Origin of the sequence: Sphingopyxis sp. Root154 (assembly GCF_001427105.1) — a bacterium.
GTDB lineage: Bacteria > Pseudomonadota > Alphaproteobacteria > Sphingomonadales > Sphingomonadaceae > Sphingopyxis.
Genome location: NZ_LMGI01000003.1, coordinates 604559 through 628198 on the forward strand (window position 1 = coordinate 604559; position 23640 = coordinate 628198).

The window sequence follows — 23640 nt, forward strand, 5'->3', positions numbered from 1 at the left end:
TATAGCGACATGGAAACCCGTGCCGGCGATCCCGGAGCCTTTGCCCGCTTCGACCTGACCAGCGTGCCCTCACCCGCCTTTGTCGTCGACGCCGCGAAAGTGCGCGCGAATCTGTCGGTGCTTCGCCATATCGGCGATGCGTCGGGCGCGCGTGTCCTTGCGGCGCTCAAGGCGTTTTCGATGTGGTCGCTAGGGCCGGTGGTCGCCGAATATCTCGACGGTGTCTGCGCCTCTGGCCTCTACGAAGCCAGGCTCGGCCGCGGCGAATATGGCGGCGAAGTCGCAACCTATTGCGCCGGCTACAAGGAAGCCGACCTTCCCGAGATCGCGGCGCTGTCCGACCATCTTATCTTCAATTCGCCCGGCCAGATCGCGCGTTTCCGCCCGCTGCTCGACGACCTCCGCGCAAGGGGCGAGAGCTTCGACATTGGCCTCCGCATCAACCCGATGCACAGCGAGGGCGAGACCCCGAAGTACGACCCCGCCGCGCCGTGCAGCCGCCTCGGTTTCCCCGTAACCCAGCTGCTCCCCGAGCATATGGAGGGCATCGACGGCATCCATATGCACAGCCTGTGCGAACAGGATTTTCCGCCGCTCCAGCGGACATGGGAAGCGGTGCAGCCGATGCTGCGTCCCTTCTTCAGCCAGCTCAAATGGATCAATTTCGGCGGCGGCCATCATGTGACGCGCGCCGATTATCAGGTCGACGATCTGATCGCCTTTCTGAAACAGGTCCGCGCATCGACCGACTGCGACGTGATGATAGAACCCGGCGAGGCGATCGCGCTCGACGCCGGGATCCTCGTCGGCGAAGTGCTGGACCTCTTCGACAACGGCATGGCGATCGGCATCACCGACATTTCGGCGACGTGCCACATGCCCGACGTGATCGAGGCGCCCTATCGCCCCGCGATGCTCGATGAAGGCAGCGAAGGCATGCCGACGCGCCTCGGCGGCCCCTCGTGCCTCGCCGGCGACGTCATCGGCGACTATCGCCTGCCCGGCGGCGCACGCATTGGCCAGCGCTTCGCTTTTCTCGACCAGGCGCATTATTCGATGGTGAAGACGAACACCTTCAACGGGGTGCCGCTACCGTCGATCTGGTTGTGGGACAGCAAGAGCGACGAGCTCAAGCTGATCCGCGAATTCGGCTACGAGGATTTCAAGACGCGGCTTGGGTGATTTCCGCCAGCGCCTGATGAATGTCGCTGACCACCACCGATCCCTCGCCAACCGATGACGCCACGCGCTTCACCGATCCCTTGCGCACGTCGCCGACGGCATAGATGCGCGGCCAGCTCGTCTCGAACCGGCTCGGCATGCGGTCGAGCGACCAGCCTGCCTTGACCAGTTCCAGCGGCGCGATGTCGGTGCCGGTCTTCACGAAGCCGCGCTCGTCGCACACCATTTCCTTCGGCAGCCACGTCGTGTTCGGGCTCGCGCCGAGGAAGAGGAATAGGAAGCCGCAATCGCAATGCCCCTCGTCGCCCGTGTCACGGCAGCGATAGGTCAGCCCGGCGAGCCGGTCCTCACCGTGCAGCGCGACGACGTCGGTCGACGGGATAATCTCGATATTCGGATGTTCTTCAAGCCGTTTGACGAGATATTCGGACATCGTCTCGCGCAGGCTCCCACGGCGGAAAATGACATGGACCTTCTTCGCGACGCTTGCGAGATAGATGGCGCCCTGCCCCGCCGAATTGCCCGAACCGACGATCGTTACCTCGGCGTCGCTGCACAGCTGCGCTTCCATCGGCGTCGCGCCATAATAGATGCCGCGGCCTTCATAAGACTCGATGCCGTCGATCGGCAGGCTCTGATATTTCGCGCCGCTCGCGACCACCACCGCGCGGCTGCGCAGCTTTCGTCCGTCGGCGAGGTGCAGGCAATAGGCATCGCCGTCGCGGTTGATCGATGCCGCGCGCACCGGCGACACCAGCCGTGCGCCGAATTTCTGCGCCTGCACCGTTGCGCGGCGCGCCAGCTCGTTGCCCGAAATGCCGGTCGGGAAACCCAGGTAATTCTCGATCTTCGACGAGGTCCCCGCCTGTCCGCCGGGTGCGAGCGAATCGAGCGCGATCACCGTAAGCCCTTCGGATGCGGCATAAACCGCCGCTGCAAGCCCGCCGGGGCCGCTGCCGACGACGAGCACATCGGCGGTCGCGCCGTCGGGCAGCAGGTCGAGTCCGAGCCCCGCCGCGAGTTGTTCGGGCGTCGGCTGGATCAGCACATCGGCGGCGCCGAGGATCGCCACCGGAAGCTGGTCTTCGGTCAACCCGCGCTCGGCCATCAGATGCGCGGCGACGGGGCCGTCGGCGGGGTCGAACCAACGATGCGCGACGCCGTGCTTCATGAGCAGGTCGCGCAGCGCGTAGACGCTGCGATCCATCGCCGCGCCGATCACGATCGTCACCGCAAAGCCGCGATGCTTGCTGAACTCGCGCCGCGCCGACAGCACGCGGATGAAGATGTCCGAATAATGGCTGTTACCCGCAATCAGCCGCTGAAAATCGGGATGAGCGATGCGGATGATCTCGCCGTCGGCGCCCATCTCGACGCGCGACAGATGGCGCTGGCCGGTCAGCACCGACAGGTCGCCGGCGAACTGCCCATGCTCCATCCAGCCGACGCGCTTACGCCCTTCGTCGGTCGACGCAAAGATGTCGGTGTGCCCCGACAGGGTGATGATGCAGTCGGGCGCCATCGCGCCTTCCTCGACAATCAGATCGCCTGCTTTGTGCGATTCGACCGTGCCGAACGCGCGCAATTCGTCCAGTTCCGCGTCGGTGAAATTGTAATTGACCTCGGCGCGAGACACCATGGCGAGCTGATCCTTTCCGGGTTCGATAACGTTCATCCCTAGCGCCGCGAAGCGGCCTTGTCTCGCATTCGCGCGGTTTGGCGCACATCGGCCCCGGTTCGCCCTTCGTCTTACCGCTCTATTACAAAATTGCGCGATAGGGTCTTTACAGGGGGGACCCCCCTGCATATATCGCGCTCCGCTGCCCCAGGGGGACTTCCAATAACCGCAAGGCAGCCTTGTCGTTTACCGTTTAATTTTGGGGGTCCCTTGAGTTGCACCAGCATCATAGCGCCCACGGGCTGATTCAGGCACTTTCGCCGATCGAACCTGTTACGCTTGTCCGCCCGCACGCCGCGCGGCGTGCAGCGCGTTTCTTCATCGAGCGATTTCCCGGCACGACCATGTATGCGGTCAAGGCGAATCCGTCGCCCGACCTGCTGCGCGTGCTGTGGGATTCGGGTGTCACGCATTATGACGTCGCCTCGATCGCCGAGGTCCGACTCGTCGCGCGCACGCTTCCCGAAGCGACGCTCTGCTTCATGCATCCGGTAAAGGCCGAGGAAGCGATTTCCGAAGCCTATTGGAAGCATGGCGTGCGCACCTTCTCGCTCGACACGCTCGACGAACTCGAGAAGATCGTCCGTGCGACCGAAGGCGCCGCCGACCTTAATCTGCTCGTGCGCCTCCGTGTCTCGTCCGACCATTCGAAGCTCAGCCTCGCTGCCAAGTTCGGCGCCGAAGCCGACGAAGTCGTCGAACTGCTGATGGCAACCCGTCAGGCGGCCGACGCGCTCGGCATCTGTTTCCATGTCGGCAGCCAGGCGATGACCCCTCATGCCTATGCACAGGCGATGGAGCGCGTCCGTGCAGCGATCGTCGCGGCGTCGGTCACGGTCGACATCATCGATGTGGGTGGTGGTTTCCCGTCGTCCTACCCGGGCATGGAACCTCCGCCGCTCGACGCCTATTTCGACACGATCCACCGCAGCTTCGAAAGCCTGCCGATAAGCTATTCGGCGGAACTCTGGTGCGAACCGGGCCGTGCGCTGTCGGCCGAGTACAGCTCGCTGATCGTCCGCGTCGAAAAGCGCCGCGGCGAAGAACTGTACATCAACGACGGTGCTTACGGGGCGCTGTTCGACGCCGCGCATGTCGGCTGGCGCTTTCCCGTCACGCTGCAGCGCGATGCCGAAAGCGACGCCGAGATGGTGCCGTTCAGCTTCTACGGTCCGACCTGCGACGACCTCGACCATATGGCAGGACCCTTCTTCCTGCCCGCCGACACCAAGGCGGGCGATTTCATCGAGATCGGTATGCTCGGCGCCTATGGCTGCGCGATGCGGACCAAATTCAACGGCTTTGGCGCCGACGAGACCCATGTCGTCAGCGACGAGCCGATGGTCAGCCTCTACACCGGCGAAGTCGAGCAGGAACGCCGCAGCGCGACGGTGACCAAGCTGTTCTGACGGGCAGCCACCCGGAAAAAGAAAGGGCCGGCGCAGCGATGCGACCGGCCCTTTTCCTTTTGGAGCAAGGCGCTAGATTGCGCGGCCCATGCAACCCTTCCATCACCTCCTCGCCAATAATCTGGTCGCCAACATCACCAATTTCACGGTGTGGTTCGCGCTGACCTTCTGGACCTTCCTCGAAACCCAGTCGGTGTTCGCGACGGGGATGATCGCGGGCATCTACCTCGTGCTGACCGCCGCGCTCGGCATCTGGTTCGGCAGCCTCGTCGACCATCATGGCAAGAGCAACATGATGCTGGTGTCGAGCATCGCGTCGCTGATTCTCTATGCGGCCGCGCTCGGCGGCTATCTGCTCGATCCGGACATCCAGAAGGCCGAAGTGCGGAGCGTCACGTTCTGGCTCTTCGTCCTCGTCTCGATGCTCGCGGTCATCGTCGGTAATATCCGGATGATCGCGCTGCCAACGCTGGTGACATTGCTCGTGCCCGAAGACCGGCGCGACAAGGCAAACGGCCTCGTTGGGATGGTCAGCGGTATCGGTTTCCTCACCACCTCGGCGATCAGCGGTTTTCTCGTCGCGTGGGGCGGCATGGTCGCGACGCTCGTCTTCGCCATCGCCCTTTCGCTGATCGCCGCGATCGACCTGCTCTTCGTCCATATCGACGAGCCGCGCGAGACGGAAGAGCACGCCGAGCCGCGCCGTATCGACCTTGCCGGCACCTTCCGCATCGTCCTCAGCATTCCCGGCCTGTTCGCGCTGATCCTCTTTTCCGCCTTCAACAACCTGCTCGGCGGCGTCTTCATGGCGCTGATGGACGCTTACGGCCTGTCGCTGATGAAGGTCGAGGCATGGGGCCTGCTATGGGCGGTCACGTCGAGCGCCTTCATCCTCAGCGGCGCGCTCATCGCGCGGACCGGGCTCGGCGCTAACCCGGTGCGCACCCTGCTTCTCGTCAACCTCGTGACCTGGGCGGTCGCGGCGGTGTTCACGGTCCAGTCGTCGATCCTGCTGTTGGCGATCGGCTGCTTCATCTGGATGTTCCTCGGCCCCTATGCCGAGGCTGCCGAGCAGACGACGCTGCAAAAGGTCGTGCCGTTCGAGCGGCAGGGACGCGTCTTCGGCTTTGCCCAGTCGGTCGAACTTGCCGCCTCGCCGCTCACCGCTTTCCTGATCGCGCCGCTGACGCAGTTCGTGTTCGTGCCCTTCATGACCGACGGCACGGGCGCGCAGGCGATCGGCGACTGGTACGGACGCGGCCCCGAACGCGGGATCGCGATCGTTTTCACCATCGCCGGCATACTCGGCGTGATCCTCACAATCATCGCCTTGCGCTCGCGATCCTATCACCGGATTTCGGCCGCCTATGCTGCCGGAAATGGCAGTGGCGAAACGGCGCCGGCTGCGGCGTAAGGAAAATCGCGGAAGCCTCTTCCGTTTTACTTTGCAATCATTCTATCCTGCACGCCGGAAGAGGAGGAGCTATGCCTATGCTGTCGGGAATCCGGATTATCGACCTGACGACGGTCATCTTCGGACCCTACGCGACGCAGATGCTCGCGGACCTTGGCGCCGAAGTGATCAAGGTCGAAACCCCGGGGACGGGCGACATTTCGCGCTACCTCGGCAGCGGGGTTCCCGACCCGACGATGGGATCGATCCACCTGACAGTGAACCGGGGCAAGCGATCGATCGCGCTCGACCTGAAAAAGCCCGAAGACGCCGCGACGCTGCGCGATCTGATCGCGACCGCCGATGTGTTCTTCCATAATGTCCGTGGCCGAGCGATCGCGCGGCTCGGCTTCGATTATGAAGGCTGCAAGGCGCTCAAGCCCGACATCATTTACGTCCATGGCACGGGCTTTGGACAGGACGGCCCCTATGCCGATCTTCAGGCATATGACGACGTCATCCAGGCCGCGACGGGGACGACCAGCCTGCTGCCCCGCGTCGACGGGAACCCCAGCCCGCGCTATTTCCCCTCGCTCATCGCCGACAAAATCGCCGGCCAGTTCGGCGCGCAGGCAATTCTCGCCGCGCTCGTCCACAAGTTTCGGACCGGCGAAGGCCAGCAAGTCGAGGTGCCGATGTTCGAATGCTTCGCATCGTTCATGCTCACCGAGCATCTGCGCGACGCGACGCTCGATCCGCCGATCGGGCCCGCGGGCTATCCGCGCCAGCTCGACCCGACGCGCCAGCCGTTCCCGACCAACGACGGGCATCTCGCGATCGTCCCCTATACGCCCGAATCGACCGCGCGGCTGATGGCGCTGCTCGGAAGCGCCGACCTGCTCGAAACGCCTGAATATGCGGCCGCGAAAGCGAAGGGACAGCATATGCCGATCATCTACAGCGAAATCGCGCGCAAAACCCCGGCGAAGACCAGTGCCGAGTGGCTGGCGCTCTTTGCCGCCAACGACATTCCGGCGATGGCCGCGCGCGACCTTCAGGACATCCGGGAGGATCCCCATTTCGTCGCGACGGGTTTCTTCCGCCACCGCACGCATCCCGATGTTGGCGCGTTCCACGAAATGCAGCCGCCGGTGAAATATGGCGCGATGCCGCCACGCGACCTCGGTTTTGCGCCGCGGGTCGATGGCGACGGGGCGGTTATCCGCGCAGAACTGGCGAGCGACAAAGCTTAAACGTCTGCCTTTGCATTGTCGGCGATGCGCTCTAGCATCCCGGCCCACAAATATGGGGGAACATATATGCCTGAAAGCCTGCTCGCGCCCGGCGCGGTCCTCGCGCTGTGGACACTCATCATGCTCGGCTGGGTCGCCGCGACGCGCTTTTCCGCGCTCGCCAAGTCGGGCATCGATTTGAAAGTGGCGCCGCCGGGCGGCCGCGGGGCCGACCTCGAAAATATCCTGCCGCCGCAGGTGAACTGGAAATCGCATAATTATACGCATCTGCTCGAGCAGCCGACGCTTTTCTATGCGGTGGTCGTCTTCCTGCACCTTTCGGGTGGCAGCACCGATCTGACCCGCGGCCTTGCATGGGCTTATGTCGTTCTGCGGATCGTCCACAGCCTGTGGCAGGCGCGCGTGAACCGCGTACCCGTTCGCTTCGCGATCTTCGGGCTGTCGACCTTCTGCCTGCTCGCATTGTCGTTGCTGGCGGTTATTGCCACTTTGGGTTGAGGGGAAAGATCATGGAAAATAATGTAATCCTGGGACCGGTCGCGACGCTCGCGCTATGGTCGATGGTCATGTGGGTATGGATGTACGCGACGCGCATCCCCGCCATGAGCCGCGCCAGGATCGACGCCGCCAAGATGGTCGGCGGCACCGGCAAGGGGCTCGACGATGTGCTACCGCAGGAAGTGCAGTGGAAGGCGCACAATTATAATCATCTGATGGAACAGCCGACGGTTTTCTACGCGGTGGCGCTCGCGCTCGCGATCGGCGGCATGGGCGGCGGGCTCAACGCGCAGATCGCCTGGGCCTACGTCGCCTTGCGCATCGTCCACAGCCTGATCCAGGTCACGGTTAACCGAGTGCTATGGCGTTTCGCTGTCTTCGCGCTCGCCAGCCTCGCACTCCTCGCATTGTGCATCCACGCCTTCATGGGCTTCGTGCTGCACTGATCTAGCGTGAGAAACGCGCGGCCAGTTCCACATGGGTCGACCAGCGGAACTGGCCGACGGGCTGTACCCAGTCGAGCGCATAGCCGCCTTCGATGAGCGTCTTTGCGTCACGCGCGAAGCTTGCCGGATTGCAACTGACATAGGCGATCACCGGCGCGGCCGATGCCGCGAGCTGTTTCACCTGTTCCTCCGCTCCCGCGCGCGGCGGGTCGAGGATGACTGCACCGAAGCGGTTGAGCTCGGCGGGAACAAGCGGGCGGCGGAACAGGTCACGATGTTCGGCCGCGACGAGCGCGCGCGCGCGGTTCGCCGCGCCGGTGAGCGCCGCGATCGCATCGCGCGCGCCTTCGGCGGCATAGACTTTGCGTCCCCCCTGCACCGACAGCGCAAAGGTGCCGACACCCGCGAACAGGTCAGCCACCGCGCCGGCATCGCCGATTGCCCTGGCCACCGCGTCGACCAGCGCCGCTTGCCCGGTCGCCGTCGGCTGCAGGAAAGCAAAGGGCGGCACTTCGACCGTCACATCGCCAAAGCGCATCGTAGGCGGTTCGGGCTGCCAGAGGATTTCCAGCCCATCGCCCTGATCGATCGCGAAGCGCGCCAGTTGGTGCGCGCCGGCAAAATCCTGCAGCGCCATCGCGGCATCGAGCCCCTCGGCCTTCACGCCCTCAAGGATCAGTTCGACACCCTGATCGAGCATCTGCAGCTTGACCTTCACCGGGCGCCGCGGCTGCGCGATCATCACCAGCAATTCGCGCACCGGCGCAATCAGCGCGAACAATTCGGGGAGCAGTAGCGGACACATCCGCATGTCGACGATCTGATTACTCTGCGCCGCGTTGAAACCGAGCGCGACCTGCTTGCCGGTGCGAAGCGCTGTAAGGACGGCACGCCGGCGGCTTTGCGCGGGTGACAGTATGGCGGGCAAGACCTGAATGCCGGTCACTTCCTGCCCCTCCAGCCCACCGACCACGCGATCGCGCACGAAATCGGCGAGCGCGGGCTCCGCCACATGCTGCAATTGGCAGCCGCCGCATTTGCCGAAATGCCGGCACGGCGGATCGGTACGGTTGGGCCCCGGGATGATGATCCCGTCGTCGCGCACGCGGTCGCCTGGCACGCCGCCCGCCACATGGCGGCCGTCGCCCGTCACGCCATCGCCGCGCGCGGCAATGCGCTCGATCAGCGCGGCTTCAGTCATACAGGGGCTTTCCTACCAGATCGTCGGCGACAAGGCCGGGGCCTATACGCGCGGCCTGCGCGATATGCCAGCCCACCGCGGCGACCGCAGCGTCGAAGACATCGCCGCCGCGCGCGAGCATCGCGCCGCACGCCCCCGCAAGCACATCGCCCGTCCCCGCCGTCGCGAGCCAGGGGCTGCCCGGCCAGGCGGCGGCAACGCGGCCATCGGGCGCGGCGATGATCGTGTCGGCGCCCTTGTAGATCACCACCGCCTGCGTCCGGACCGCGGCCGCCTTCGCGCGGTCGATCTTGCTGCCGTAGAGCTGTGGAAAAGCGCGCGTGAATTCGCCCTCATGCGGGGTCAGGATCGCCTTGCGCGGCGTTTCGGACAGGCGCGGCAACGCGGCATCGATCGCGGCCGCGTCGAGCACAAGCGGCTTGCCCGAATCGAGCGCCGCCTCGACATCGAACAGCAATTCATCGCCCGCCGGAAACCCGGGTCCGATCACGACCGCGCCGACGCGCGGATCGTCGAGCCGCTCGCCGAATTTTTCGTCGCTTTCGGTAATGATCGCCGAAAAGGGCGCGCGCTCGGCGCCGTCGAGCACAACATAGCCCGCGCCTGCGCGCTGCGCCGCCGCTGCCGTCAGTCCGGCGGCGCCGCGCATCGGCCCGGCGAAGACCAGCACCATGCCGCGCGTGAACTTGTGCGCCGTCACATCAGGTGCAGGCGTCCGCGGCGTGGGCAAAGTGCGCACCGCTTTGCTCGCCGATATGCCGATGGGTGCGAGCAGGACGCGCCCGCACGCCGGTGCGGTCGGCAGCAGGACGTGCGCGGGCTTCAACGCCCCCAGCGCCAACGTCACATCGGCGACGAGCGGCGGGAGCCAGTTTTCGGCGCCATCGCTTTCTACCCCGCTGGGGAGGTCGATCGCCAATATGCGCCGGTCGGAAAAATGCCGGAGGATTATGGCAAGCGCGTCCGGGATCGGACGCGACAGCCCGACTCCGAACAGCGCGTCGACAATCAGGGGAGCGGGGGCAAGGCGGCCGTTCAGCGGCTCGACAGGCCCACTCCATCCTGCCCGCGCCGCCTTCGCCAGATCGGTTGCAGGCTCGGCCAGCGCGGCAACGCGCACGGAGGCCCCGCGCGCCGCGAGCAAGCGCGCCGCGACATAACCGTCGCCGCCATTGTTGCCGGGGCCGCACAGGATCAGGATCGGCGCGCCCGCCGCCATACGCCATGCGGTATCGGCGACTGCCGCGCCCGCAAGCTCCATCAGTTCGGAGAGCGATGTGCCCTGGATCGCGCACGCGGCCTCGGCCTCACGCATAGCCTTGGCGGTCAGGATCGGGGCGTCGGCAGGAACGGACATCGCCGCTTCCCTAGCATGATTTCCGCTACTTCGCGCCGCCCGTATTGGCGGGCAGGCGATAGCGATCATTGCCGACCGCGACTTCGATGACATTGTCGCCGACGATGCTCACTTTCGCCGGTTCCGCGCCGTCGGCGGACACCACGCCGCGCCCGTCGGTGGTGATCTGCAGGCGGCGATAGCCGACGTTGCTGCGCCCGACGACGAGAACTGCCCCGCCCTCGCCGCTCATTTCCTCGACGGTGCAGGTTCGGTCGAACAATTTGGCGCCCTCGAGTGCGCATTCGATGCGGCCATTCTCGGCGGCTTCGCGCGAACCGCGTGCTTCGGCTTCGGCAAGGTCGCTGTTGTCGGATGTGCGATTGCAGCCAGCGAGCGCGATCAGCGCCAGCAATGCCCCCCCGAGTCTTCTCATCCCTTGCCCTTCAACTGCGACAGGTCGCGCACCGCACCGCGCGCGGCGCTTGTCGTCATCGCGGCATAGGCTTGAAGTGCTACCGAAACCTTGCGCGGGCGCGGCTTCGCGGGCTGCCAGGCGGCGTCGCCCTTCGCTTCCATCGCGGCGCGGCGGTCGGCGAGCACATTGTCGGAGACCATCAGGTTGATCGTGCGCTTCGGGATATCGATCTCGATCAGGTCGCCATTCTCGACCAGCCCGATCGTTCCACCCTCGGCCGCTTCGGGAGAGGCATGACCGATCGACAGCCCCGACGTGCCGCCCGAAAAGCGCCCGTCGGTGACCAGCGCGCACGCGGCACCAAGCCCCTTCGACTTGAGGTAGCTCGTCGGATAAAGCATTTCCTGCATCCCCGGCCCGCCTTTCGGTCCTTCGTATCGGATGACGATGACATCGCCCGCCACGACCTGCCCGGTGAGAATAGCCGCGACCGATGCATCCTGGCTTTCATAAACCTTCGCCGGACCCGAAAATTTCAGGATCGATTCGTCGACGCCCGCGGTCTTCACGATGCATCCATCGAGCGCAATATTGCCCGACAATACCGCGAGCCCGCCATCCTGGCTGAATGCATGGTCGGCCGAACGGATCACGCCGGCTTCGCGGTCGAGGTCGAGCGAGTCCCAGCGCCGGTCCTGGCTGAACGCGACCTGCGTCGGAACCCCGCCCGGCGCCGCCATGAAGAATTTCTGCACGTCGGGGTCGTTGGTCCGCGAAATGTCCCATTTGTTGAGGGCATCGCCCAGCGTCGCGCTGTGCACCGTCGGCAGATGGGCATGGAGCAGGCCCGCGCGCTCAAGCTGGCCGAGGATCGCCATGATCCCGCCGGCTCGATGGACATCCTCCATATGGACGTCCGATTTGGCGGGTGCGACCTTCGACAGGCACGGCACGCGCCGCGAGAGCCGGTCGATGTCGGTCATCGTAAAATCGACCCCGGCCTCGAACGCCGCGGCGAGCAGATGGAGCACCGTGTTGGTCGACCCGCCCATCGCGATATCGAGGCTCATCGCATTTTCGAACGCCTCGAAGGTCGCGATATTGCGCGGCAGCACGCTGTCATCGTCCTGCTCATAATGGCGCTTGCAGATCTCGACGACGATCCGCCCGGCGCGCAGGAACAGCTCCTTGCGGTCGGCGTGCGTTGCCAGCGTCGAGCCATTGCCCGGCAGTGAAAGGCCCAGCGCTTCGGTCAGGCAATTCATCGAGTTCGCGGTGAACATACCCGAGCAGGACCCGCAGGTGGGGCACGCCGCGCGCTCGATTTCGTCCACCTCGGCATCGGTGTATTTGTCGTCGGCGGCGGCAACCATCGCGTCGACCAGGTCGAGCGCCACTTCCTTGCCCTTGATCACGACCTTGCCTGCCTCCATCGGTCCGCCCGAGACGAATACGACGGGGATATTGATGCGCAGCGCCGCCATCAGCATGCCGGGTGTGATCTTGTCGCAGTTGGAGATACACACCATCGCGTCGGCGCAATGCGCGTTGACCATATATTCGACTGAATCCGCGATCAGGTCGCGGCTGGGCAGGGAATAGAGCATGCCGTCATGCCCCATCGCGATGCCGTCATCGACAGCGATCGTGTTGAATTCCTTGGCAACTCCGCCCGAGGCCTCGATCTCGCGCGCGACCATCTGGCCGAGGTCTTTGAGATGGACGTGGCCAGGAACGAATTGCGTAAAGCTGTTCACCACAGCGATGATCGGCTTGCCGAAGTCGCTGTCCTTCATTCCCGTCGCACGCCAAAGGCCGCGGGCACCGGCCATATTACGGCCATGGGTCGTGGTGCGCGAACGATATGAAGGCATTTTTAACAGTCCTGATAATTTTATTTCAAAAATAAGCGAAGAGACGCGCCTCTACACGCCTATTCCGCCAGATTCAATGCAACTTTGCTGCACATGCGAGAAAGCCGCTCGGCAAAGAGCGCCTGCCCCGGCGCATCGCCGACCAGATCCTGCCGCATCTCGATCCCGACATAGGGAATGCCATTGCCCTCGGCGTGGCGGTTCATCGTCGCGTTGAGAAGCTTGCCCGAATAGGGCTGCTGGTCGCCGACGATCATGCCTTCGGCTTCCAAAGCCCCAATTGCCGCCGCCGCGAGCCGGTCGTCCTCATTATAGAGCACCCCGACGTGCCACGGCCGCGCCTGCTCGGGATGCGCCGCGAGCGATGGTGTGAAGCTGTGCAGCGACAGGATCATCGCCGGGCGCTGCGCGGCGATCGTCGCCGCAATATGGTCGTGATAGGGACGGAAAAAACGCGCCAACCGCGCCTCGCGGGCATCATCGTCGAGTGCATTGCCCGGCACCGCATGCCCGTCGCTCGCGATCGGCAGCACGCCGGGTGCATCCTCGTCGCGATTGCAGTCGACGACGAGGCGAGACACGCCGCCGAGAATCGCCGCATCGACCGCGCCGCTCTCGACGAGCAATGCCGCCACTTCCGCAACTCCGATATCGATCGCGATATGGTTGGCCAGCAGTGCCGGATCGATGCCGAGGCCGACGTCGCCGGGCACAAAGGCCGAAGCATGGTCGGCGATCAGCAAGATGCCATCCGTGCGCGCTTCGCCGATCTGCCGCCACGCTTCGCTCATCGCAATGTCCCCGCCATCGACCACCAGCCCGGATACCGCTCTGTCAGCGCTGCCGCCGCCGTGTCGCGGTCGGCGGCCGCGTCGAACAGCGCAAAACAGGTCGCGCCCGACCCCGACATACGCGCCAGCCACGGGCGCAGTCCGCCGAGTTCGAGCAATATGTCGGCAATCGCCGGGCACTGCGCGATCGCCGGGCGCTGCAGATCGTTGCGCGCGCCTAGCAATTGCGCGCGCAGATCAGCACCGGTGAACAGCGGTCCGCGATCGATCCCGTCCCACGCCGCAAAAACCGGCCCCGTCGCAACCGGCTGGCGCGGATTGACCAGCAGCACCGGCGTTCCGCCAAGCCGCAACTCGGGCACGGCGCTCAATTCTTCTCCGACGCCGATACCGAGACAGGTCGTGCTCGCCACACAGGCGGCGATGTCGGCGCCGAGCGGGCCGACGAGCCGCGCCAGCGCCGTATCGCCCAGTTCGGGCAGGAAATGAGTCCGGATCAGCCGCGCCATCGCCGCTGCGTCCGCCGACCCGCCGCCGATCCCCGCCGCGACCGGCAGTCGCTTCGTCAGCGTCACGGCAAGCGGCGGCAACCGATCGGCGCCATAGCGGCCGCGCAGCGATGCGAGCACCTGCATCACCAGATTGTCCTGGCCTGCGCTCAATCCTTCTGCGAATTCACCGTCGATCGTCAGCGCATCGGTATCGGCGAACTCGGCGGCGATCGCGTCGCCGTCACCCACAAAGGCGAACAGCGTCTCGATCGCATGATAGCCGTCGGCCCGGCGCCCTCTGACATGGAGCGCGAGGTTGATCTTGGCCCAGCCCGTCTCGCGAAACGCGGTCACGGCGCGGTGTTTGCGGGGGTCAGCCCGTCGCGCAGCTTCGCCTCAAGCCGCGTCGCCATCTCGGCCTCGGCGAGCAGCGCGGCCGCGCGCCAATTGTAGCGCGCCTGAAACTTCTGCCCCGCCTTCCAATAGGCGTCGCCCAGATGCTCGACGATCACCGCATTCCCCGGCTCGCCGAGCTGCGCCTTTTCGAGCAGCTTCACGGCGTCGTCGGTACGCCCGGTCAGGAAATAGGCCCAGCCGAGCGAGTCGGCGATGCTCGCATTCTGCGGCTCCTGCGCCCACGCCGCCTCGATCCGCGCGAGCGACTGCTTCACATCCTTGCGCCGTTCGAGCGCCGAATAGCCGGCAAAATTGAGGATCGAAGCATCGTCGGGCCGCAGCGCGACGGCGCGTTCCATCAGCGGCGCCGCCGCATCCCACTGCCCCGCCTGCAGCAACAGTTCGGCGCGTGCGATCAGCAATGTACCACGGAGCATATTGTCGCCCGCGCTGTTCCCCAGTGAAGCTTCGAGGCGCTCATAGGCGCGTGCCGCCGCTGCCGAATCGCCCGATCGCCGCGCGATGTCGGCGAGCCGGACCAGCAGGCTACGCGCGGTATTCTCGTTGGCCGCAGCCTCGGCCAGCTTGGCCGCACCGGGCAGGTCGCCGGCATCGGCCATCAACTCGGCGCGCCGCATCGCGAGAACCGGCGGGAGCGGTACCCTCCCGGTTTCGAGCAGCACCATGGCATCGCCCCGCTGCCTATTGCGATCGAGCGCCTCGACCAGCGTCGTGCGCACCGCCAGATCCTCATCGTTGAGCCAATAGGCGGCGCGCGCGAACAGCAGCGGCAGCTTGGCGCTGCCCCCCGGCGTGCGGGCCAGCCCATCGGCAAGCAGGCCAAGCCATTGCGCTACACCCGCCTGCGGCGTCGTAACGGGTTGGTCTGGCAGCAACAGCATCGGGTCCTCGCGCTGCCCCGTCGCGAGCGCGATCCGCCCGCGCAGCCGCTGCGCCGCATCGCGCGAGCCCGCCCGCTCGAGCGTCGCCGCAAGTCGCAGTCCAACAAGCTGGCTTGTCCGGTCGGTCAGCGTGACGCCGTCGGTCAGCGTCGCCGCCTCGCCGACCCGTTTCGTCGCGATCTGGACGAGCGCGACCTGCAGCGTCAGCGCCGGTTCGGGCCGCTGGCGGCTGTTAACGGCAATCAGGTGCCGTTCGGGCAGCTTTTCGCGGGCGCCGACATCGAGCCAGGCGTTCACCGTGGGCAGGATCAACCGCGCGATCGTGTCGGCCCCTGCCTTGTCGATGCGGCCCGCCGCATAGTCGCGCGCGGCCTTCCAGTCGGACCGGCGCATCGCGTCGACCATTAGCACGAGCTGCGCGTCGAAGCGGCGGTCGCCTGCCGTCCATAAACGCAGCGCGGCTGCGCGCGCGGCAACCAGGTCGCCCGCCTCGATCGCCTGTTCGAGCATCCGTCCCCGCAGGCCCGGCAGGTCGGGCGCGACGCTCGACACCGCGGTGAGCGCCGAAAGCGCCGCAGCGGGCTCGCCGCTCTCTTCCGCCAGCCGCGCCCGCACGAGCGCGTTGAGCGCGGCGCCATTGTCGTCGACGGCATGCGCCGGAACCGCCACCGCAATCGCGGCGGCAGTCAGAAAGAAGCGCGCGGGCTTACATGTTCGGGTAATTGGGGCCTCCGCCGCCTTCGGGGGTGACCCAGTTGATATTCTGGGTCGGGTCCTTGATGTCGCACGTCTTGCAATGGACGCAATTCTGCGCGTTGATGACGAATTTCGGGTCGCCCTCGGCCTCGCCGACAATCTCGTAAACCCCTGCCGGGCAATAACGCTGCGCGGGCTCGTCATAGAGTGGCAAATTGTAGGCGACCGGGATCGACGGATCCTTGAGCTGCAGGTGTACCGGCTGGTCCTCCTCATGATTAGTGTTCGAAACGAACACCGAGGAGAGGCGGTCGAAGGTGAGCACGCCGTCGGGTTTCGGATAATCGGGCTTCGGCATGATGTCGGCCCGGTACAGGCTCTCATTGTCCGGATGATGCTTCATCGTGAAGGGAACTTTGATCTTCAGGGTTTCGAGCCACATCGTGATACCCGACAGGAGCGTCCCCGCCAGGTCGCCATATTTCTCGACGAGCGGCAACACGTTGCGCACGACGCTGAGTTCTTTCTTGACCCAGCTGTCGTCAAAGGCGGCCTGATAGGCATCAAGCGTGTCGCTGCTGCGGCCCGCAGTCACCGCGGCGAATGCCGCTTCGGCCGCCATCATGCCAGACTTCATCGCGGTATGCGTGCCCTTGATGCGCGGGACGTTCAGGAAACCCGCGGTATCGCCGATCAGCGCCCCGCCCGGGAAAGCAAGCTTTGGCACCGACTGAAGCCCGCCGTCGCTGATCGCGCGTGCGCCATAGGACACGCGCTTGCCGCCCTTCAAAATCTTCGCGATCTCGGGGTGCGTCTTCCACTTCTGCATTTCCTGGAACGGGGAAATGTGCGGATTGCGATAGTTGAGCCAGGTCACGAAGCCCAACGCAACCTGCCCATTCGCCTGATGATAGAGGAAACCGCCGCCGTTGGCGTTCTGGTCGAGCGGCCAGCCCTGCGTGTGGATCACCCGGCCCGCGGCGTGATTCTCGGGCTTGATGTCCCACAGTTCCTTGACGCCAAGGCCATAGACCTGCGGCTCGCAATCGCTGTCGAGCGCGAACTGCGGTTTGAGCATCTTGGTCAGATGACCGCGCACGCCCTCGGCGAAAAAGGTATATTTCGCATGGAGTTCGAGGCCGGGGGCATAGTCGCCCTTGTGGCTGCCGTCGCGCGCAACGCCCATGTCGCCGGTTGCGACGCCTTTGACCGATCCATCCTCATTGTAGAGAATCTCGGCGGCGGGGAAGCCGGGGAAGATTTCGACGCCAAGACCTTCGGCTTGTTCGGCGAGCCAGCGGCAAAGATTGCCGAGGCTGCCGGTATAGGTGCCCTTGTTATGCATAAAGCCGGGCGAGATGAATTCGGGAAGCGCGAATTTTTTCGCCTTCGTCAGCACCCAATGCTGGTTGTCGTTCACGGGGACTTCGGCAAGCGGACAGCCCTGCGCGCGCCATTCGGGAAGCAGCTCATCGAGCGATTTAGGATCGATCACCGCCCCCGAGAGGATGTGCGCGCCGACCTCGGACCCCTTTTCGAGGATACACACCGACAATTCGCTGCCCGCGTCATTCGCCAATTGTTTGAGGCGGATCGCCGCCGAAAGCCCCGCCGGCCCTGCGCCAACGATGACCACGTCATAGGGCATCGATTCCCGTTCGCTCACCGCAAATACCTTTCTGCCGTCCCCGCACGGGATCATTCATCGTGTCCCGCGCTCATTCTGTCACGAAATGCGATGCCCGCCAATTGACGGGTCCGTCAACCACCTGTTTGGTGTAAATCGATGGGTGGGTCATATTCAGCGTTGCTGGCCGAAAGCACTTGCGACTGGTGGTCGCTGGCGGGAGTCGACGCGCTCGTCGGCGAACAGCCGGCAGGCTGGCTCGTCACGCCGCCCGCAAATGACGCTGCGGCGTCCAAGCCCAAACGGGCCGCAAACGCCGAACCCGAACTGCCCCCGCTTCCCGCTGTGCTCCAGCGGCAGGAGACGCCCGAAGCGGCCGAACCGAAGGGGCCGGTCGTGTTTCCGGACGATTGGACCGAATTTCAAAACTGGCTTGCAACGGCCGACTATGTGCCGGGAAGCCAGTGGGATGCGCGTCGCGTGCTTCCTGCCGGTGAAGCGGGTACGCCGCTGATGCTGCTCACCGCATGGCCCGAAATCGACGACCAGCGCGACGGCACGCTCTTTGCGGGCCCGGCAGGCAAGCTGCTCGACGCGATGTTACAGGCAATCGGAATGGCGCGTGGCGGTTGCTATGTCGCCAGCCTCGCGGTGACGCGTCCCGCCGGCGGCCGCTGCGACGGCGAAGAGGCGGCCGAGCTCGACCGGCTGCTTTGGCATCACTTGCGACTGGCGAAACCGGAACGTTTGCTGCTGATCGGCAGCGATATCGTCCGCATGGCTGCCAGCCTGCCGCTGCCCGACGCGCGCGGAAAGTTACTAAATATTAACCAAGATGGCGGCAAGATGGAGGCCGTAGCAGTCGCCCATCCCGCGATGCTGCTGGCTCGGCCCGCCCAGAAAGCGGCGGCATGGGATAGCCTGAAACTGTTCAACCGGGGACGTTGACGGATGCAGAATATGACCAAAACCATGATTTCATGCGCCGTGCTGGCGATCTCCTTGATCTCCGCGCCGGCGTTCGCCGCCGATGCGGGCGACCGCGACCTCGCCTCGGCGCCCCAGACGGTGCCCGAGATCTTGTCGTCGAAGCAGAAACAGCTTTATACGCAGGTGCTCACCGCGATCCGCGGCCAGCGCTGGGCCGAAGCCAAATCGCTGCTCGACGGTTCGGATAACGGCCCGCTCTCCGATTTCCTGCGCGCCGAACTGCTCACCGCCGCGAACAGCCCGCGTGCCGAAATCGCCGACATTATGCCGATCCTGTCGCGCTCGCCTTTCCTGCCGCAGGCCGACCAACTCGGACGGCTTGCGACGCGGCGCGGCGCAACCGACCTTCCGACGCTCCCGTTCCAGTCTAGGCTGGCCTGGTCCGGCAGCGCCCCGCGCCGCCTTGGCGCCGACGCCATCAGCGGCGACCCCGCGGCGGCCGCGCTCGCCCGTTCGATTCCGGAGCGGATCAAGAATGACGATCCCGCGGGAGCCGAAGCGTTACTCAACTCCGTTGGCGACCAACTGAGCCCCGAGGCGCGCAACGAATGGCGGCAGAAAGTCGCCTGGTCCTATTATATCGAGAATGATGACGCCAACGCGCTGCGCTTGGCGAACGAATGCAGCAGCGGTCAGGGCGCCTGGTCGACGCAGGGCGCATGGGTCAAGGGGCTCGCCGCGTGGCGCACCCGCGACTATCGCACCGCGCTCACCGCCTTCGACCGCGTCGCGAAGGAAGCGCCCGACAGCGAGCTGCGCGCCGCCGCCTATTATTGGGCCGCACGTGCCGCGATCGCCGCGGGCGAGCCCGCGTCGGTGCAAACGCGCCTGCGCGCTGCCGCGTCCAATGAGGAAACCTTCTACGGCCTGCTGGCCGCCGAAACACTTGGCGTCGAGCCGAACCGTCAGCGCGAAAATGTGCGCGCCGACCGCAGCGCCTGGCGCGCGCTCGAAGACCTGCCCAATGTCCGCGCCGCGATGGCGTTCGCCGAGATCGGCGAGGATAAATATGCCGGGACGCTGCTCCGCCATCAGGCGCTGATCGGCGACGCGCGGCAGCATGAACAATTGCTCGCGATGGCAGGCGCGCTCAGCTTGCCCGAGGTGCAGCTCTATCTTGCGCACAACACGCCGCAGGGCCGCAAGCTCGCGGCACAGACGCGCTATCCGCAGCCCAAATGGGAACCCAATGGCGGATGGAAGGTCGATCCGGCGCTCGTCTTCGCGCACACGCTGCAGGAATCGCGCTTCCAGCGCGCCGTCGTCAGCCCCGCAGGCGCTTTCGGGCTGATGCAGGTTCGCCCCGGCACCGCGCGCGACGTGGCGCGCTGGCGCGGCGACAGCGGCACCGGCGACCTGCGCATTCCCGCGGTCAATATGGATATGGGACAGAGTTATCTGCAATATCTCAGCCGCGATCCGTCGACCGGCGGCCAGCTTCCCAAGGTGATTGCCGCCTATAACGCCGGCCCCGCGCCCGTCGCGCGCTGGCAGACCGAAATCCGCGATAATGGCGACCCGCTGCTTTACATGGAATCGATCCCCTATTGGGAAACGCGCGGATATGTCGGCATCGTGCTGCGCAATTACTGGATGTACGAAGCGCAGCAAGGCAAGCCATCGGTCAGCCGCGCCGCGCTCGCGCAGGGCAAATGGCCGCGTTTCCCCGATGGTAAGGACCGCACGCGCCTGAGCTATGCCGGCGATCTTACGAATGCCGATTGACGAGAGCCTCGTCTTCAAACCCGTCCGGATCGCGCTGCTGACCATCTCGGACAGCCGCAGCGCCGCGGATGACCGGTCTGGCGACAAGCTCGAGGAATTGCTGACCGGCGCGGGGCATATTCTGGCCGCGCGCGCGATCATCAAGGACGAAACCGACCTGATCGTCTCGCGCCTCCATAACTGGATCGACGACACGCAGGTCGATGTCGTAATCACCACCGGCGGCACAGGGCTGACAGGACGCGACGTGACGCCCGAGGCGCTGCACCGGCTCGACGGCAAGGACATCCCCGGCTTCGGAGAGCTCTTCCGCTGGCTAAGCTATCAGACGATCGGCACCTCGACGATCCAGTCGCGCGCCTGTGCGGTCGTTGCGCGCGGCACTTATATCTTCGCGCTCCCCGGTTCGACCGGCGCGGTGACCGACGCGTGGGAAGGCATATTGTCCACCCAGCTCGACAGCCGCCACAAGCCCTGCAATTTCGTCGAGCTGATGCCGAGGCTGACCGAATAGTCGATTTGTTCTTTATTTGTTCTCACCGGAGGATTATCCTCCGCCGGTGGAATCGCCCAAACCTCTCCCCCCGATCGCGGGCCGCGGCGCGCCGACCAATCTGCGCCCAACGCGCACCGGATCGGCCGAGCGCGTCCTCGACGGCGACTGGCTCGACGCGGCGGAGGAGATCGACGGCGACGCCCCGCCGCTGCGCACGACGGTCACGATCGAGCATCCCAAGACGATCATATCGCGCAACAAGTCGCCTGACATCAGCTTCGACCGCTCGATCAACCCTTATCGCGGCTGCGAGCATGGCTGCATCTATTGCTTTGCGCGCCCGACGCACGCGTTCCATGACCTGTCGCCAGGGCTCGATTTCGAAAGCAAGCTCTTCGCCAAACCCGACGCGGCCAAGCTGCTCCGCGCCGAACTTGCGAAGCGCGGCTATACGGCGGCACCGCTCGCGATCGGCACCAACACCGACGGCTACCAGCCGATCGAGCGCGAATGGGGCATCACCCGTTCGATCGTCGAAGTTCTTGCCGAAACGCGCCACCCGCTGATCATCACCACCAAGTCCGATCGCGTCCTGCGCGATATCGACCTGCTCGCCGACATGGCGCGCGACAATCTGGTCGGCGTCGCGGTGTCGGTAACGACGCTCGACCCTGCCATCGCGCGCACGCTCGAACCGCGCGCGCCGCACCCGCGCCGCCGGCTCGCGGCGATCCGCAAGCTGATCGACGCGGGTGTGCCGACGCAGGTCAACATCTCGCCGATCATCCCAGCGATCACCGATTATGAGATCGAGGCAATCATGGCCGCCGCAGCCGAAGCCGGAGCAATCCGCGCATCCTATATATTGATGCGCCTGCCGTTCGAGGTCGCGCCCTTGTTCCGCGCCTGGCTTGCGGCGCATTATCCCGACCGCGCCGACAAGGTGATGCATATGGTGCAGGACATCCGCGGCGGCCGCGACAACGACCCCGATTTCTTCACACGGATGAGAGGTCAAGGCGTCTGGGCGCAACTTATCCGGACGCGCGTCAAACGCGCGGCGCGCGACCATGGCATGGACCGGAGCTTTCCGCCGATCCGGAGCGACCTGTTCCGTCCACCGGAACGCGACGGGCAGATGGAGCTGTTCTAGGCGGCTGCCAGCGACTTCAGCTTGTAATCCTTGTAATCGTCGCGGATCTGGCGCTTCAAAATCTTGCCCGTCGCGGTGTGTGGCAGTTCATCGACAAAGACGATTTCGTCGGGAAGCCACCATTTGGCGACCTTGTCCTTGAGGTATTCGACGATCGCCGCCTCACTCACGTCGGACCCAGGCTTTTTGACGATCAACAGGATCGGCCGTTCGTCCCATTTCGGGTGATAGACGCCGACCGCAGCTGCCTCCTGCACTCCGGGCGCGCCGACTGCGGCGTTTTCGAGCTCGATCGAGCTGATCCACTCGCCGCCCGACTTGATCACATCCTTCGCGCGGTCGGTGATCTGCATGACGCCGTCGGGGTGCAGCACCGCGACGTCGCCGGTGTCGAACCAGCCGTCGCCATCGGCGGCGTCAACATCGGCCTTGAAATAGCGCTGGATGATCCACGGCCCACGGCATTGCAGCCGCCCGCTGGTCACACCGTCGCGCGGCAGTTCCTTGTCCTCGTCGTCGACGATGCGCAGTTCGACCCCGAAGGGCGGGCAGCCCTGACGGCATACGATGTCGACCTGTTCGTCGAAGCTCAGTTCGTCCCAGTTCCACGGCCGCTTGCCCATCGTCCCGATCGGGCTGGTTTCGGTCATCCCCCACGCATGACCGACCGCGATCCCGGCGCGCATGAAGCGTTCGATCATCGCGCGCGGCGCCGCCGAACCGCCAATGATCACGCGCTCGAGCTTACCGTAACCGATCCCGGTTGCATCCATATGCGCGAACATCGCGATCCACACCGTCGGCACGCCGGCGCTGTGGGTGACGCCCTCGTCGTGCATCAGGTCGCACAGCACCTGCGCATCGTTGGTCGCCGAGAACACCAGCTTGGCCCCGACCGTCGCGGCGGCGAAGGGCACGCCCCAGCTGTTGGCATGGAACATCGGCACGATCGGCAGGATCACGCTGCGGTTCGACAGGCCGAAGACGTCGGGCTGGATTTCGGTGATCGCATGGATGACGTTCGAGCGATGTTCGTAGAGCACGCCCTTGGGATTGCCGGTGGTCCCGCTGGTATAACAAAGCCCGACCGGATCGCGCTCGTCGAGTTCGACCCATTCGAAACTGCCATCCTCGGCATCGATCAGGTCGCGGTACGACAGATAGCCTTCGCGCGCCGGCGCATCGAACAGGATGAAATGCTCGACCGTCGGCAATTGCGGGCGCAGCCGCTCGACGATCGGCAGGAACATCGCATCGAACAGCAGCACGCGGTCGTCGGCATGGTTGACGATATAGATCAGCTGCTCGTCGAACAGCCGCGGATTGACCGTGTGGAGCACCCCGCCGATGCCCGCGCCGCCGTACCAGCTGACGAGATGATGTCCATGGTTCATCGCCAGCGTCGCAATGCGGTCGCCCTTGTTCATCCCGAGCTTGACCATGGCCGCGGCGAAGCGGCGCGCGTCGTGCCCGACCTCACCCCACGTCGTGCGGGTCTGGCTGCCGTCGGCCCAGCGCGAGACGATCTCGCGATCCGCATGCTCGCGCGCGGCATGGTCGATCAGGCTGGTGACCAGCAGCGGCTGGCTCTGCATTCCGGACATCGGGCATTCCTCTCTTTTCTTTGCCCTAGGGATAAGGCGAGGAATGCGGTTTACGCAAGCGTCAACGGATCGGTCGGCGCG

Annotated in this window: 20 protein-coding genes; 10 read left to right on the forward strand and 10 right to left on the reverse strand. The window is 65.2% G+C overall.

Features of this window, described 5'->3' with window-relative positions; translation table 11 throughout:
• Positions 1-9: 9 nt before the first annotated feature.
• The gene (locus ASD73_RS18400) at positions 10-1182 is read left to right on the forward strand and encodes a carboxynorspermidine decarboxylase (RefSeq protein WP_056374699.1); all 1173 of its coding nucleotides are present in this window, start codon (positions 10-12) and stop codon (positions 1180-1182) included.
• On the opposite strand, the gene ASD73_RS18405 is transcribed toward ASD73_RS18400, so the two are convergent.
• Positions 1163-2857: an FAD-dependent oxidoreductase gene (locus ASD73_RS18405; protein WP_200934977.1), complete on the reverse strand. Its 1695-nt coding sequence runs from the start codon at positions 2855-2857 to the stop codon at positions 1163-1165. The two genes, ASD73_RS18400 and ASD73_RS18405, sit on opposite strands and share 20 nt — an antisense overlap.
• Positions 2858-3075: 218 nt before the next feature.
• Between ASD73_RS18405 and ASD73_RS18410 the strand changes: the two genes are divergently transcribed.
• The 5 genes from ASD73_RS18410 (at position 3076) to ASD73_RS18430 (ending at position 7859) form a co-directional block, all read left to right on the forward strand.
• On the forward strand, positions 3076-4269 hold the full coding sequence (locus ASD73_RS18410) for a type III PLP-dependent enzyme (RefSeq protein WP_056374702.1): 1194 nt from the start codon (positions 3076-3078) through the stop codon (positions 4267-4269).
• Between the two features lie 88 nt (positions 4270-4357).
• Positions 4358-5683 (forward strand): MFS transporter, encoded by a 1326-nt coding sequence (locus ASD73_RS18415; RefSeq protein WP_056374705.1) that lies wholly within the window; start codon positions 4358-4360, stop codon positions 5681-5683.
• A gap of 77 nt (positions 5684-5760) precedes the next feature.
• A complete protein-coding gene (locus tag ASD73_RS18420; protein ID WP_235534595.1) occupies positions 5761-6915 on the forward strand; it encodes a CaiB/BaiF CoA transferase family protein in 1155 nt (384 codons plus the stop codon).
• Positions 6916-6981: 66 nt separating this feature from the next.
• Positions 6982-7413, forward strand: coding sequence for an MAPEG family protein (locus ASD73_RS18425; protein WP_056374709.1), 432 nt, complete (start codon positions 6982-6984; stop codon positions 7411-7413).
• Positions 7414-7424: 11 nt separating this feature from the next.
• Positions 7425-7859 carry an MAPEG family protein gene (locus ASD73_RS18430; RefSeq protein WP_056374710.1) on the forward strand — a complete coding sequence of 145 codons (435 nt, stop codon included), beginning with the start codon at positions 7425-7427 and terminating at the stop codon, positions 7857-7859.
• Position 7860: 1 nt separating this feature from the next.
• Here ASD73_RS18430 and ASD73_RS18435 read toward each other — a convergent pair whose 3' ends face one another.
• Genes ASD73_RS18435 through ASD73_RS18470 form a run of 8 tightly spaced genes read right to left on the reverse strand, consistent with a single transcriptional unit; the run spans position 7861 to position 17630 of the window.
• Positions 7861-9060 carry a class I SAM-dependent RNA methyltransferase gene (locus tag ASD73_RS18435; RefSeq protein ID WP_056374712.1) on the reverse strand — a complete coding sequence of 400 codons (1200 nt, stop codon included), beginning with the start codon at positions 9058-9060 and terminating at the stop codon, positions 7861-7863.
• Positions 9053-10417: a bifunctional ADP-dependent NAD(P)H-hydrate dehydratase/NAD(P)H-hydrate epimerase gene (locus ASD73_RS18440; protein WP_056374714.1), complete on the reverse strand. Its 1365-nt coding sequence runs from the start codon at positions 10415-10417 to the stop codon at positions 9053-9055. The genes ASD73_RS18435 and ASD73_RS18440 overlap by 8 nt, the downstream gene beginning before the upstream one ends.
• Before the next feature lie 25 nt (positions 10418-10442).
• Positions 10443-10832: a hypothetical protein gene (locus ASD73_RS18445; protein WP_056374716.1), complete on the reverse strand. Its 390-nt coding sequence runs from the start codon at positions 10830-10832 to the stop codon at positions 10443-10445.
• Positions 10829-12688, reverse strand: a complete 1860-nt coding sequence (gene ilvD, locus ASD73_RS18450) for a dihydroxy-acid dehydratase (RefSeq protein ID WP_056374719.1) — start codon at positions 12686-12688, stop codon at positions 10829-10831. The genes ASD73_RS18445 and ilvD overlap by 4 nt, the downstream gene beginning before the upstream one ends.
• A 59-nt stretch (positions 12689-12747) precedes the next feature.
• A complete protein-coding gene (locus ASD73_RS18455; protein ID WP_056374721.1) occupies positions 12748-13479 on the reverse strand; it encodes an N-formylglutamate amidohydrolase in 732 nt (243 codons plus the stop codon).
• The gene (locus tag ASD73_RS18460; RefSeq protein ID WP_056374723.1) at positions 13476-14324 is read right to left on the reverse strand and encodes a 4-(cytidine 5'-diphospho)-2-C-methyl-D-erythritol kinase; all 849 of its coding nucleotides are present in this window, start codon (positions 14322-14324) and stop codon (positions 13476-13478) included. Before ASD73_RS18460 ends, ASD73_RS18455 begins: the two co-directional genes overlap by 4 nt.
• Positions 14321-15937: a tetratricopeptide repeat protein gene (locus tag ASD73_RS18465; protein WP_235534597.1), complete on the reverse strand. Its 1617-nt coding sequence runs from the start codon at positions 15935-15937 to the stop codon at positions 14321-14323. Before ASD73_RS18465 ends, ASD73_RS18460 begins: the two co-directional genes overlap by 4 nt.
• A gap of 37 nt (positions 15938-15974) precedes the next feature.
• The gene (locus tag ASD73_RS18470) at positions 15975-17630 is read right to left on the reverse strand and encodes an electron transfer flavoprotein-ubiquinone oxidoreductase (RefSeq protein WP_056375263.1); all 1656 of its coding nucleotides are present in this window, start codon (positions 17628-17630) and stop codon (positions 15975-15977) included.
• Positions 17631-17750: 120 nt separating this feature from the next.
• Here ASD73_RS18470 and ASD73_RS18475 point away from each other — a divergent pair, with 120 nt between their 5' ends.
• The 4 genes from ASD73_RS18475 to ASD73_RS18490 are packed head-to-tail and all read left to right on the forward strand — an operon-like array spanning position 17751 to position 21955.
• Positions 17751-18539 carry a uracil-DNA glycosylase family protein gene (locus tag ASD73_RS18475; protein WP_056374725.1) on the forward strand — a complete coding sequence of 263 codons (789 nt, stop codon included), beginning with the start codon at positions 17751-17753 and terminating at the stop codon, positions 18537-18539.
• 12 nt (positions 18540-18551) lie between these two features.
• The gene (locus tag ASD73_RS18480) at positions 18552-20306 is read left to right on the forward strand and encodes a lytic transglycosylase domain-containing protein (RefSeq protein ID WP_056375266.1); all 1755 of its coding nucleotides are present in this window, start codon (positions 18552-18554) and stop codon (positions 20304-20306) included.
• Positions 20296-20820 (forward strand): molybdenum cofactor biosynthesis protein B, encoded by a 525-nt coding sequence (gene moaB / locus ASD73_RS18485; protein WP_056374727.1) that lies wholly within the window; start codon positions 20296-20298, stop codon positions 20818-20820. The genes ASD73_RS18480 and moaB overlap by 11 nt, the downstream gene beginning before the upstream one ends.
• A 46-nt stretch (positions 20821-20866) precedes the next feature.
• The gene (locus ASD73_RS18490) at positions 20867-21955 is read left to right on the forward strand and encodes a PA0069 family radical SAM protein (RefSeq protein WP_200934978.1); all 1089 of its coding nucleotides are present in this window, start codon (positions 20867-20869) and stop codon (positions 21953-21955) included.
• Here ASD73_RS18490 and ASD73_RS18495 read toward each other — a convergent pair.
• Positions 21952-23550, reverse strand: a complete 1599-nt coding sequence (locus tag ASD73_RS18495) for a long-chain fatty acid--CoA ligase (protein WP_156377475.1) — start codon at positions 23548-23550, stop codon at positions 21952-21954. The genes ASD73_RS18490 and ASD73_RS18495 overlap by 4 nt on opposite strands.
• Between the last annotated feature and the right edge of the window lie 90 nt (positions 23551-23640).